The sequence below is a fragment of the Verrucosispora sp. SN26_14.1 genome (assembly GCF_004307965.1).
Taxonomy (GTDB): domain Bacteria; phylum Actinomycetota; class Actinomycetes; order Mycobacteriales; family Micromonosporaceae; genus Micromonospora.
This window is the reverse complement of sequence record NZ_SISL01000175.1, coordinates 1-11483: the sequence shown is the minus strand read 5'-3', so window position 1 is coordinate 11483 and position 11483 is coordinate 1. Positions and strand designations below refer to the sequence as shown.

Annotated in this window: 16 protein-coding genes; 14 read left to right on the top strand and 2 right to left on the bottom strand. The window is 68.8% G+C overall.

Annotated features, from left to right (window positions below; all coding sequences use genetic code 11):
* Positions 1–162: 162 nt before the first annotated feature.
* Positions 163–729: an HD domain-containing protein gene (locus EYA84_RS16855; protein ID WP_131054024.1), complete on the top strand. Its 567-nt coding sequence runs from the start codon at positions 163–165 to the stop codon at positions 727–729.
* Here the strand turns inward: EYA84_RS16855 and EYA84_RS16850 are convergent.
* Both EYA84_RS16850 and EYA84_RS16845 read right to left on the bottom strand, forming a co-directional pair.
* Positions 717–1187, bottom strand: coding sequence for an NUDIX hydrolase (locus tag EYA84_RS16850; RefSeq protein WP_131054023.1), 471 nt, complete (start codon positions 1185–1187; stop codon positions 717–719). The two genes, EYA84_RS16855 and EYA84_RS16850, sit on opposite strands and share 13 nt — an antisense overlap.
* A 4-nt stretch (positions 1188–1191) precedes the next feature.
* Complete coding sequence (locus EYA84_RS16845) at positions 1192–1950, bottom strand: XRE family transcriptional regulator (RefSeq protein WP_131054022.1); 759 nt, start codon at positions 1948–1950, stop codon at positions 1192–1194.
* A 178-nt stretch (positions 1951–2128) separates the two neighbouring features.
* On the opposite strand from EYA84_RS16845, the gene EYA84_RS16840 reads away from it, so the two are divergent.
* The 13 genes from EYA84_RS16840 to EYA84_RS16780 form a co-directional block, all read left to right on the top strand.
* A complete protein-coding gene (locus tag EYA84_RS16840) occupies positions 2129–2449 on the top strand; it encodes a hypothetical protein (RefSeq protein ID WP_089021118.1) in 321 nt (106 codons plus the stop codon).
* Positions 2450–2814: 365 nt separating this feature from the next.
* Positions 2815–3690 carry a hypothetical protein gene (locus tag EYA84_RS16835; protein WP_131054021.1) on the top strand — a complete coding sequence of 292 codons (876 nt, stop codon included), beginning with the start codon at positions 2815–2817 and terminating at the stop codon, positions 3688–3690.
* 85 nt (positions 3691–3775) lie between these two features.
* Positions 3776–4642, top strand: coding sequence for an FtsK/SpoIIIE domain-containing protein (locus tag EYA84_RS16830; protein WP_131054020.1), 867 nt, complete (start codon positions 3776–3778; stop codon positions 4640–4642).
* Entirely contained in the window at positions 4639–4848 is a 210-nt protein-coding gene (locus EYA84_RS16825) for a hypothetical protein (RefSeq protein WP_131054019.1), read from the top strand. Before EYA84_RS16830 ends, EYA84_RS16825 begins: the two co-directional genes overlap by 4 nt.
* A gap of 86 nt (positions 4849–4934) precedes the next feature.
* Complete coding sequence (locus EYA84_RS16820; protein ID WP_131054018.1) at positions 4935–5375, top strand: hypothetical protein; 441 nt, start codon at positions 4935–4937, stop codon at positions 5373–5375.
* Complete coding sequence (locus tag EYA84_RS16815; protein WP_131054017.1) at positions 5372–5671, top strand: hypothetical protein; 300 nt, start codon at positions 5372–5374, stop codon at positions 5669–5671. The genes EYA84_RS16820 and EYA84_RS16815 overlap by 4 nt, the downstream gene beginning before the upstream one ends.
* Positions 5668–6015 carry an RRQRL motif-containing zinc-binding protein gene (locus EYA84_RS16810; RefSeq protein WP_343232774.1) on the top strand — a complete coding sequence of 116 codons (348 nt, stop codon included), beginning with the start codon at positions 5668–5670 and terminating at the stop codon, positions 6013–6015. The genes EYA84_RS16815 and EYA84_RS16810 overlap by 4 nt, the downstream gene beginning before the upstream one ends.
* Positions 6016–6085: 70 nt before the next feature.
* Entirely contained in the window at positions 6086–6805 is a 720-nt protein-coding gene (locus EYA84_RS16805; RefSeq protein ID WP_131054016.1) for a hypothetical protein, read from the top strand.
* Positions 6802–7068: a hypothetical protein gene (locus EYA84_RS16800; RefSeq protein ID WP_131054015.1), complete on the top strand. Its 267-nt coding sequence runs from the start codon at positions 6802–6804 to the stop codon at positions 7066–7068. Before EYA84_RS16805 ends, EYA84_RS16800 begins: the two co-directional genes overlap by 4 nt.
* Positions 7068–8843 (top strand): replication initiator, encoded by a 1776-nt coding sequence (locus tag EYA84_RS16795; protein WP_131054014.1) that lies wholly within the window; start codon positions 7068–7070, stop codon positions 8841–8843. The genes EYA84_RS16800 and EYA84_RS16795 overlap by 1 nt, the downstream gene beginning before the upstream one ends.
* A gap of 27 nt (positions 8844–8870) precedes the next feature.
* Positions 8871–9143, top strand: coding sequence for a helix-turn-helix domain-containing protein (locus EYA84_RS16790; protein ID WP_131054013.1), 273 nt, complete (start codon positions 8871–8873; stop codon positions 9141–9143).
* Positions 9143–10414, top strand: coding sequence for a site-specific integrase (locus tag EYA84_RS16785; protein WP_236145806.1), 1272 nt, complete (start codon positions 9143–9145; stop codon positions 10412–10414). The genes EYA84_RS16790 and EYA84_RS16785 overlap by 1 nt, the downstream gene beginning before the upstream one ends.
* 353 nt (positions 10415–10767) lie before the next feature.
* The coding region (locus tag EYA84_RS16780; RefSeq protein ID WP_131054012.1) for an HAD family phosphatase at positions 10768–11483 on the top strand (716 nt) is incomplete at its 3' end.

The following is an 11483-nucleotide window of genomic DNA, read 5'->3' as shown; positions in this document are numbered from 1 at the left end:
GCGCGCGCCCAGGCGGCGGCGCGTGCGGCCCGTTCAGGGCCGCCTTGAAGACGTACAGAAAGTTTGAACCACATCGCCGGTAGCCGGTAGCCGGCTGGCCTCGTGCCGTCGCCCAGCGGACACAGGATGGTGCGGACCTCGCGCGCTCCGTACCCTGGCGGCATGGCCGACCTCGTCGACACCGCTCGGGAAGTTGCGCGGCATCTGCTGGAGATTCCGCTACCTCGTCGGTGGAGTCACGTCCAAGCGGTGGCCGCCAAGGCGGACCGGGTCAGCACTGCCGTACCGGTCGAGGATCGTGCGGTGCTCGTGGCCTCGGCGTGGCTGCATGACGTGGGTTACAGCCCGGATCTGGTCGACACCGGCTTTCACTCGCTCGACGGGGGCCGCTGGCTGCGGCGGGAGCGGTTCAACGAGCGGATTGCTGCCCTGGTGGCTCACCACTCCTGCGCCTGGCTGGAAGCGGAGGAGCGTGGACTCGGTGAGATCCTGGCCGCCGAGTTCCCTCGGGAGGAAACCGCGGTAACAGACGCGCTCTGCTTCTCAGACATGACGACCGGGCCGGACGGGCAGGACTTCGAGGTGTTGGAGCGGCTGGCCGAGATTCGGTCGCGGTACGGGCCGGAGCACCTGGTTACCCGGTTCATCGGCCGGGCGGAACCGGAGATGGTCGCCGCTGTGCAGCGGACTCAACAACGGCTTGTTGGCAGCGTCTCTCAGCCTATGTAGGGCTCGGCGCGGTCCTCGTAGCCGTGGCTGATGCGGAGCAGGGTCGACGGGTGGATGTCGAGCGCATCCAGCTCGTCGCGGGCCACCCATCGAACGTCGCTTGACTCGTCACTCGGGGTCGGGGTGCCGCCGACGGGGACGGCTCGGAAGCAGAGCGAGAACTGCTGTCGTACCTCGCCGTCTGAGTAGGCAACGACGTGGCCTGGGTCGGAGTAGACGCCCACTAGGCCGGTCACCTCGACGCTGATGCCGGTCTCTTCGCGGGTCTCTCGGGCCGCTGTCTCGGCGACCGATTCGCCGATCTCCTGGCCGCCGCCAGGCAGTGACCACAGGCCGTTGTCGGTGCGTTGGATGAGCAGCACCCGGCCTTGCTCGTCGCGGACGAAGACGGAGACGGCCACGACGATGCTGTTGGCCTTCGGCGCGTTCGGGTCGTGGTAGTGCTCGGTTCTCGCCATGGCTCTAGGCTGCCACCTCACCGACTGGCAGCGGCTTCGAGGCGGACAGGACGCGGTCGAAGCTGTCGGCGTATGTGCCGAACAGGTCGCCACCGTTGAGCCGGCGGAGGTGCATCACTGGCGCGTGTGGGGCCGGGAAGCCGTAGACGTGCGTGTTGACCAGCATCTCATCGTCGAACCGGTAGATCGAGTTGTACAGCGTCGTCTCGTGGTAGAGCACCGTCACTCCGGGTGCGCCGTCAAGGTGCTTGTACGACTGCTGCACCTGACGAATCTTCGCGGCCATCACGCCGGGCGCACCCTCCTCGATGCTTCTCCGCTCGATTGCGGCGCTGTCCGGGTTCCCGAGCAGGATCGTCACTGCGACACCACCGGCGCCTTTTTGACGCAGGACGTCAACGAGCCTCGGGTCTTGCTCCAACAGGAAAAGGCCGGCGTAGGCCAGCACATCAATCCGGGTTTCGGCCCGTTCGATCAGTCGCCGCCATAGGTCGTACGGCACGGAGGATCGCCGGGAGTAGAGCTGGACCATCTCACTCTGACCGATCTTCGACGCCTTCTCCGGACTCACCGCGTCGGGCCACAGGTACGGCACATCCTCACGCACCATCGCCGCGATCGCGTGCCGGTGGCGGGGGTACGGCGTCCGGTCCTGCGTGATCCACCGTTCCACGGTCTTCGGGTCGACTCCGATCCGCTCGGCCACGACGACGGGAGTCAGGCCGTTGCGCAGGATGGCATCGCGTAGCCGGTCGTTCGGCATCCGACCCTCCCCAAGGGACGACTAGGGACAACTAGACGATAGCCAAGACGTCCCATAGTCGTCCAGCCCATCGGATGGGCTGTCCCCCGCTTTCCGGGAGCCTTATCCGCAGGAGGCCAAGAGCAAGAGTCCACCGGGGACAAGCTCAATATCTGGCCCGAGACACAGGAGGTCTGTTGTGAAGCTGTACGTGGACACCCAGAGCAAGCAGGTTCAGGTGACGAAGGACCCCGAGCCGAAGAACGACCAGAACGGCAATCAGCGGTCGGAGAAGAACACCGGCCGGCTCATGTGGTCCACCCAGGTCTTCGTACTCGACGAGACCGGCGGCGAGATCATCACCATCACCACGGCGGGAGAGAAGCCGGGCGTGACGGTGGGACAGCTCGTCGCTGTCGAGCAGTTGGAGGCCATTCCGTGGGCGACCAACGGGCGTAACGGCGTCGCGTTCCGCGCCATCTCGCTGAAGCCGAAGGCTGGTAACTCGGCGGCTAAGTAGTCCTTCGCTCACCGCGCTGTGTGAGCCTCTGGTGTCTGATGCACGAAGCGGCCTGATGGTCCGCTGATCTGATCCATCTTCGGTCCGGGAGCGTTTCTGGCTCCTATTCTCCCGGCCCTGGCAACCCGTGGTTGCCCTATCCAATTGGCGCGGGGTCGGTACTGGTTTCTACACCTGCCGACCCCGCCTGCCCAGTTCAGTACGGGTCGCTACGCGGCCTGAGTGATTTCGAGCCCGGGGCCGGTACTGGCTCCTACACCTGCCGACCCCGTGCTCTCCAACCCATCCAGCCCAATTGCTTGGGAGGACGTGTCGTGTCCAAGTCTAGCCCTCGCCGCTCGTTCGGCCGGAAGTCAACCGGAACGGTGACAGTAATCGAGGCCAAGGTTCACCGGTCCTCGGCCCGCAACGCCCGAATGGCGTTCATCCTCACTGCGGTCATCCTCGGCGTACTCGGTGCCGTGGTGGCCGCCTCCTACGTACACCCCATCATCGCGCTGTTCATCGGCGCGGCCATCGGCGTCCCGTGCGGCGCGCTGGCCTGGCTCCTGGTCCGCATCTGGCCGGTCCTGCGGCTGCTGTGGTGGTGGACCCCCGAAATCATCCTTGCCGTCGCTCTGCTGACGGCGTGGGTGCAGCTCGCCACCCACACCCCGACCATCGTCACCCTGGCCGTCGTCGCGGTCGTCCTCGGCGTTCCGGCCACCATCCCCACCGTTCGACGCCAGGTCGTCGCCTGGGTGTGGTGCCTGATCGTGCGCCACCGGCTGCGCGTCTGCTTCGCGCAGTTCATCATCGCCAACCAGTCTGGCTCCCTCCCGCTGATTCTGTGGGCCAAGCCGACCCCGGTCGGCGAACGGGTCTGGGTCTACCTGCGACCCGGCCTGTCCCTGGCGGACCTGGAAGGCCGACTCGACAAGATCGCCGTCACCTGCCACGCCTCGTCCGTCCTGGTCGAGCGCGCCTCCGACGGGAACGCCGCGTACCTGCGGTTCGACGTCAAGCGCCGCGAGGTGCTCACCGCAACCGTCACGTCCCCGCTGGCCGACGTCATCACTCCCGACGCTCCGGCCACCGACCGACCGACGCCGGTCATCCCCACCGCCCTGGACCTGCCCGACGTTCAGGCACCCACGGTCACCCTGCCCATCCAGACCAAGAAGCAGGCCGCCCCGTCGGCCAACGGCAGCAAGCCATCCGCAGCGTCGTCGGACGTCGACGACGTCTCCGACTGGATCTGATCCCGCAACCCATCCCGGACGCGGGGAGCCCTACGGGCTCCTTCGTGTGGCTCTCCGCGCCCATCAACGCCCAAGGAGGGCACCCATGACTACGGCACCCGCCCCGACCGCCGGCATTCCGGTGGGGCCTGGCCTGTCGATGTTCGACCCGATCTTCGTCGGCATCGACGAGTTCGGCCAGCCTGTCTACATCACCCTGGCCTATCGCAACCTGCTCGCCGGCGGTGAACCCGGCGGCGGTAAGTCCGGCCTACTCAACACCATCGCGGCCCACGCCGCTCTCTCGGCTGACTCCCGCCTCGTCCTGCTCGACGGCAAGCTCGTCGAACTCGGCCAGTGGGAAGACTGCGCCGACGCCTTCATCGGCCCCGACATCACCGCCGCGCTCGACGTCCTCCGACGCCTACAGCAGGTGATGAACAACCGGTACGCGTGGCTGCGCGCCCACGGGCGTCGCAAGGTCACCGCTCTCGACGGCCTCTCCGTCATCACCGTCCTGGTCGACGAGATCGCCTTCTACTCCGCCACCATCGGCGGCAAGCAGGAACAGGAAGAGTTCGTCGCTCTCCTACGGGACCTGGTCGCCCGAGGCCGTGCCGCCGGCATCCCCGTCGTCGCCGCCACCCAGCGACCGTCGTTCGACATCATCCCCACCAGCCTGCGGGACCTGTTCGGCTACCGCGCCGCGTTCCGCTGCACCACCCCCAACAGCTCCAACATCGTCCTCGGCCACGGATGGGCCGAGCAGGGCTACACCGCCACCGACATCGCCCCCACCAACCAGGGCGCCGCGTACCTCATCGCCGAAGGCGGCACTCCCCGCCGCATCAAGGTCGCCTACCTGACCGACGCCCAGATTGCCGGCATCGCCGACTACGCCGCCTGGACTCGTCGTCCCACCCGCTCATCCGACCCGACCGGATCTCGACTCGATTGGGGAACCGCCGCATGAAACTGCGAGAGCTGATCCGCGCCCGTCGCACCCCGCCACCGGCCACCGGGTACACCGACCGACACGTCATCGGTACGGCCGAGGAGATCGCCACGCTCATGGAGCTGGCCACCGAACGCGGGCTCCTCGTCTTCGCCTCAGCACCCGTACAGGTGCCCGGCGATCCCACCCGATTCCGCCGCTACCTGCGGCTACGCGCCAACTGATCGGCCGACGGAACCGGCTCAAGCCCTGGAAAGCAGACCGGTTCCGCCGACCTCCCACCAAGCCCTTCTGAAAGGACGTGGCTGCCATGAAGGCTACCCAGAACCCACCTACCACCGGAACGGTCACCACTGCTGCCCTGCTCCGGATGGCTGCCCTCTACCTGCGCCGGCACGGCTGGCACCAGGGCACCTACTACCGCCCCACCACCGACACCCCGACCCCGCCGGCCTGCGTCGCCGGGGCCATCGGCATCGCCGCCGCCGGCCACCGCGTGCAGCACTTCTCCCAACTCGCCCCCGATGCCCTGGGTGACTACCTCGCCGCGCTCGACGCATTTGTCGACTACCTCGACACCACCGCGCCGGTCTTCCTCGTCGACGAGGACGGCTTCGTCATCGACGAACGCACCTCCCCGTACTCGTGGAACGACGACCCGGCGCGTACCGCCGAGCAGGTCATCACCGCCCTGGAGACGGCCGCCGACGAGTGGGATGACCTCCACACCACCGGGGGTGAGAACCGGTGAGCACTGTCAAGAAGTCCTTGACGCCTCGCATCCCCATACAGAAGCGGCGGGAGGTCGTCGAGAACACCGAGTTCGCCGCGTTCGCCCGGCGCATCATTCGCGCCCACGGTCGCCGCGTCGCCACCGGGGACGTCGAAGCCCTTCGCGACCTGGTCGCCCTCTCCGCCGTCATCGACGAGGCAATCACCGACGCCGTCGTCGGGCTCCGCTCCTTCGGCTACTCCTGGGCCGAGATCGGGCAGCGCCTCGGCATCTCCCGCCAAGCCGCCCAGCAACGCTGGGGAGACCGGCCGTGACCACTTACTACGACCCGACCGGCACCCGCTTCGGGTTCCCCACCTACCCCTACCGGATGGCACCCAACGGGCTCGCCACCCTGCGGCAGCTTTGCGCTGCCGGTCTGCGTCCCGGCGGGAATGACCCCGTCGCCCAGATCCTCTGGCGGCGCGGTAAGCGCGTCGCCTACCTCTACCGCCTCGACCTGGCCAAGCCCAAGCGCACCGCTACCCCCGCGCAACGAGAGGCGATCGGCAAGGCACTGCGTGCCCGCCGTACCTGCGCCGTCTGTGGCCTGGTCCAGCCCTACTACATCCCGCACCGCTACGGCTGCTGCCTCGACTGCCACGAAGGAGACTCCTGATGGGCGTCCTGATCACCTTCGGCGTCATCCTGCTCATCGGCATCGCCATGGCCTACATGGGCGGTGTCCGATGAACCGTCAACCCACCACCGGCACCCGAATCGAGGGTGTCGTCCTGGTCCTCATCCTGTTCGTCGTCGCCGGCTTCGCCGGTGCCGCCTCTTTCACCCACGTCAAGGACTGGACTCTCGACAACTCCCCGGCCGGAACCGGGGAATGGTTCGGCTGGGCCAACGCCGTCATCTCCGAACTCGTCCCCATCGCCTGCCTGCTGACCATCCGGCGTCGTCGCCGGATCGGTGCTCCCATCGGCTACCCCCTGTTCCTGCTCATCGCCGCCGCCGGTCTCTCCCTCGCCGCGCAACTCGCGGTCGCCAAGCCGGGCATCTCCGGCTGGCTGCTCTCGGCCGTACCCGCCCTGGCCTTCATGGCCCTGGTCAAACTCGTCCTCGCACCCGTCAAGGGCGACAATCCCACCGCGCCGGCTGTCGAGCCAACCCAGCCGATCCGGGCTGAGGTGGCCGAGCAGGTCACCACTGAACCGGCACCGCCGGCTGCTCTCACCATCGACCCGCAACCCCGTCCGGCTATCCAGCCCACCATGCCGGCCACCGAGCCGGAGCCGGTCGAGGTGCCGACTCACCTCCTGCCCATGGCCCGGTTCGCCGCCGTACAGCACGAGCAGAACACCGGGTCACCGATCACTGCCGTCGAGCTGGCCGATCGGCTCGACATCGCCCCGGCCGTCGCCGGGCAACTCCTCGTCACCCTGACCGGTGATGCCCGATGACCATCTACCTCGTCGACATCGAACAGGTCGTCCACACCTGCCCCGTCCACCCCGACGGGCACCCCTACGACATCCGACGGACCGTCGTCGACGTCATCCCCGGCGGACCCTGCCGGGCACCGGTCACCGTCCGCTGCGGCGGACAGACCGTCCAGATCCCGTGCCACCGGCACGAGCCGGCCAAACGCCAGTGCGGCGCCTGCCGGGTCATCGTCACCGAACGCACCATCACCACCCGCACCCCGAACGGGACTGCGGCTTGATGGCCTCGACGCTGGACCTCACACCCCGCGCTTCGGCCCGGGGTGTGGGCTCGAACGCCGACACCATCGTCTACGACTACACCGCCGCCGGGGCCGCCTTCACCCGTGCCACCCGACCGGACTACTTCGGCTGGATCGAGCATGTCCGCGCCGCCGCTGGTTGTACCCGCCCGATCCGGCTCGCCGGCCAGCTCCTCACCGTCGAACCGGCCACCGGACGCGTCGTCGAGCAGCGACACACCGACGCCATGCCCGACGCGGTCATCTACACCGCCTGCGGCAACCGGCGCGCCACCGTCTGCCCATCCTGCGCCCACACCTACCAACGCGACGCGTACCAGCTCCTACGCGCCGGCCTCGTCGGCGGCAAGGGCGTCCCCGACACCGTCACCCAACACCCGGCCGTGTTCCCCACCTTCACCGCCCCATCCTTCGGGCCGGTCCACGTCCGCGCGGTCCGCAAGCACACCTGCCGGGACCGCAAGCGCTGCGACTGCCGCCCCGACCCCTGCCACGCCCGCCGCGCCGACGACCCCACCGCCGGCCACTGCCCACACGGCCGCCCCGCCGTCTGCTGGGCACGACACGAGCCCGGTGACAGCGTCCTCGGTCAGCCGCTGTGCCTGGACTGCTACGACCATGACCACCAGGTCGTCTGGAACCTGTACTCCGGCGAGCTGTGGCACCGCACCAAACAAGCCGCGGAACGGCACCTGGCCAAGCTCGCCCGTCGCCGCGGCATCCCGCGCGTCCAGGTCACCACCGCCTCAGGCAACATCCGGACGGTCCCACCGGTCCGGCTGTCGCACGGCAAAGCGGCAGAGTTCCAAGCACGCGGCGCGGTCCACTTCCACGCCCTCGTCCGCCTGGACGGCGTCGACCCCGACGATCCCGCCGCCGTCGTCCCACCACCGGCCGCGTTCACCGTCGACGACCTCGTTGACGCGCTCCGGCACGCCGCCGCACAGGTCGCCTTCACCACCCCCGACCACCCCGACCAGCCCGCCGGCTGGCCAATCGCCTGGGGCGAGCAGCTCGACATCCGACCCATCACCCTCACCGGCCAAGGTGAGGTCACCGACAGCATGGTCGCCGGCTACCTTGCCAAGTACGCCACCAAGAGCACCGAGGTAACCGGGCACCGCTCCACCCGCCTCACCGCCGACACCATCGGGGACCACGCCGACCCCGACGGCGACCACACCGCCCGCCTCATCGATGCCTGCTGGCGACTCGGCCGGCCCACCGGCACCCCCGTGCCACTGTCCCAGCGGCCCCGCGACCACCGACCCCGCCCCGGCTTCGTCCCGCGCTGGGAGTGCCCCGACTGCGGTACCCACACCCGATACGCCGCCTGCCCGGTCTGCGTCGCCCAACGTCAAGCCGCCCTTGACACCGAATCGACGAAACCGGCCAACACCAACCCGTACGCCCGGCTACGCCGCTGGGCGCACATGCTCGGCTTCGGCGGCCACTTCCTCACCAAAGCCCGGCGGTACTCCGTCACCTTCCAACTCCTGCGCGACACTCGCCGCGCCCACCGGCAGCACGAGGAACACGGGCACCCGACAGACGGCCGCCAGCTCGGCGACGAGAACACCACCCTCATCGTCGGCACCCTCACCTTCGCCGGTGTCGGCTGGCACACCACCGGTGACGCCCTCCTCGCCAACACCGTCGCCGCCATGGCCAGAGAGCGACAAGCCGCCGGCCGCGAGGAACTCGCCCACGAACTCGGCACCACCCCGGCCGGCACCGCGCCGGCTGCTGCCTGACCCGAGAGACCTGAGGAGGTCACCGTCATGAGCACCACCGCCCGCCCGGCTCCCGTCGTTCGGCTCGTCCCTCGTACCGGGACAACCGTCGTCGAGCCGGTCACCTACACCGTGCGTGAGGTCGCCAAGCTGCTGGGGATCTCGCTCGGCAGCACGTACGCCCTCGTCCGTGACGGCACGATTCCGGCGACCCGTCTCGGTGGTCGCTGGCTGATCCCCCGTGTCCGGTTCCATGCCTGGCTTGACGGCATCGCAGAGGAACCCACCGCCACCGGCACCGAGCATGGTCGGGGGCGCTGATGGGCTTCGTACGCAAGACTCCGGCCGGGACCTTCCGCGCCTGCTGGCGTGACCCTGCCGGTCAGCAGAAGTCGAAGAGCTTCCGCACGAAGCGGGAGGCCAATGCCTATCTGGTGGAGGTTGAAGGCAGCCTGAACCGGGGCACCTACGTCAACCCGCACGCCGGCCGCACCCGCTTCGGTGATTTCGCCCAACAGTGGCTCGCTACCCGCTCGGTCGAAGCGCGCACCACCGAGCGAACCGTGTCCCTGCTCCGGGCTCATGTCCTGCCCAAGTGGGGTGACTGGCCACTCGGGAAGGTCGACTTCATGTCGGTGCAGGAGTGGGTGACCGGGCTTGCCCGCGAACTTGCTCCCGCCACTGTGGCCAAGTGCTACCAACTGCTCTCGATGATCCTCCGTACGGCTGTTCAGGCGCGGCTGATCGCGGTCGACCCCGCCGAGGGCGTCAAGCTGCCCCGTGACCGGTCCCGCGACGTCAAGCCGGTCACGATCAGTCGAGAGGACTTCTTCGGCAAGCTGCTCCCGGCGGTACCGCCTCGCCATCGTGCGATCGTCTGCGCCGCTGCCGGGGCTGGGCTCCGCTGGGGCGAGTGTGCGGGCCTCACCTGGTCGTCTGTCGACCTCGACCGGGCATCGCTGCGCGTCGTCCAGGTCGCCGAGGAGACGCACGGCGGGATCGTGCTGCGCCCGTACCCGAAGAGTCGCGCCGGAGTGCGGACCGTGCCGCTGCCCGGCTTCCTCGTCGACGCGCTGCGCCAGCTGCACGCCGCCGCCGACAACCCGGACCCGCGCACGCTGGTCTTCCGCGACCGGGTCGGGCGCCCACTGCGCCGGTCGAACTTCCGCCGCCGGGTCTGGCTGCCCTCGCTGGTCCGCGCCGGCCTGCTCGGCCAGGTCGTCGACGCCGGCCCACATCGGTACCGTGCGCTCTGGCCCGACCGGGAAGGCGTCGAGTGGTCGGCGGAGTTCACCACCGAGCGGGAAGCGGTCGCCTGCGTCGCGAGCAAGGCTGTCGGTGGGATGCGCTTTCATGACCTGCGGCACGCCTACGCCACCTGGCTGGTCACCGACGGCGTTCCGATCAACCTGGTGCAGCGGGTCATGGGCCACGAGCAGGCTTCCACCACGCTCAACCGCTACACCCACACGCCGGACGACTACGCCGCCCGCGTCCTGGCCGCGTTCAACGCCTCTGCTGCCTCTCTGCTGCCTCCGACCTCGGAAACGCCGCAGAATGAGGCCGCCGACGAGATCGGAGACGACCTGTGACCAGCACCGGGACACTCACGGCGCAAAGGGACGACCCCCGTCGGGGGGAGACGGGGGTCGTCGAGGTTCGGCTCCGGGGGGGTCGAGCCGAACCCGCTCAGCGGTTACGGGGGGTGCAACCGCCGAGAGTCTGCCGGTTGTACGAGATGTGAATACTCGTCCTGCCAACAAGTCTGCCTGAGCGGACCTGTGTACGTCGAGTGGTGTAGCCTCCACTCCCCGCAGATTCCTTTTCGCAGAGTGTGAGTGCAGTCACTCTTCGCAGGCAGCGGGGAGGCCGACTCGCAGGTCCGCACGGTCCTTGGCCCCCGGGCATCCGCCGACGATAGACCATCGGGCTAGACTTTCGCGCCGTGGGCCGAAGTGCCGCTTTCTTCGATCTGGACAAGACCGTCATCGCCAAGTCGAGCGCCCTGGCGTTCGGTCGGCCGTTCTACCGGGACGGGCTGATCACCCGGCGTGACGTGGTCAAGTCGGCGTACGCGCAGCTGATGTTCCGGCTGGGCGGCACCGACGAGCAGACCATGGCCAGAACCAGGGACTATCTCGCCACCCTGTGCAAGGGATGGCAGGTGGAGCAGGTCCGCCAGATCGTCGCGGAGACACTGCACGAGCTGATCAACCCCTACGTGTACGCCGAGGCCGCCGCCCTCATCGAGGAGCACCAGGCGGCCGGGCGGGACGTCGTGCTGGTCTCCGCCTCCGGCGAGGAGATGGTCCGCCCGATCGGCGCGCTGCTCGGGGTCACCGACGTGATCGCCACCCGGATGGGTGTGGTGGACGGGCGGTACAGCGGCGAGGTCGAGTTCTACGCGGCCGGTCCGAGCAAGGTCGAGGCGGTCGGCGAGCTGGCCGAGGTGCGCGGGTACGACCTGGCCGACTCGTACGCCTACTCCGACTCGTACACGGATCGGCCGTTGTTGGAGTGCGTGGGTCATCCGAGCGTGGTCAACCCGGACCGTCAGCTACGCAAGCTCGCGGTGGAGAACGCCTGGCCGGTGCTGGAGTTCCGGCACCCGATCCCGCTGGGTCGGCGGCTGCGGGAGCGGCCGGGCGTCCCGGTCGCCGC

Bases quoted from the DNA above. Each gene is read 5' to 3' on its own strand.
- EYA84_RS16795 (WP_131054014.1), top strand. From the start codon at position 7,068: ATGGCCTCGACGCTGGACCTCACACCCCGCGCTTCGGCCCGGGGTGTG.
- EYA84_RS16845 (WP_131054022.1), bottom strand. From the start codon at position 1,950: ATGCCGAACGACCGGCTACGCGATGCCATCCTGCGCAACGGCCTGACT.
- EYA84_RS16855 (WP_131054024.1), top strand. From the start codon at position 163: ATGGCCGACCTCGTCGACACCGCTCGGGAAGTTGCGCGGCATCTGCTG.
- EYA84_RS16800 (WP_131054015.1), top strand. From the start codon at position 6,802: ATGACCATCTACCTCGTCGACATCGAACAGGTCGTCCACACCTGCCCC.
- EYA84_RS16830 (WP_131054020.1), top strand. From the start codon at position 3,776: ATGACTACGGCACCCGCCCCGACCGCCGGCATTCCGGTGGGGCCTGGC.
- EYA84_RS16820 (WP_131054018.1), top strand. From the start codon at position 4,935: ATGAAGGCTACCCAGAACCCACCTACCACCGGAACGGTCACCACTGCT.
- EYA84_RS16785 (WP_236145806.1), top strand. From the start codon at position 9,143: ATGGGCTTCGTACGCAAGACTCCGGCCGGGACCTTCCGCGCCTGCTGG.
- EYA84_RS16850 (WP_131054023.1), bottom strand. From the start codon at position 1,187: ATGGCGAGAACCGAGCACTACCACGACCCGAACGCGCCGAAGGCCAAC.
- EYA84_RS16790 (WP_131054013.1), top strand. From the start codon at position 8,871: ATGAGCACCACCGCCCGCCCGGCTCCCGTCGTTCGGCTCGTCCCTCGT.
- EYA84_RS16805 (WP_131054016.1), top strand. From the start codon at position 6,086: ATGAACCGTCAACCCACCACCGGCACCCGAATCGAGGGTGTCGTCCTG.
- EYA84_RS16825 (WP_131054019.1), top strand. From the start codon at position 4,639: ATGAAACTGCGAGAGCTGATCCGCGCCCGTCGCACCCCGCCACCGGCC.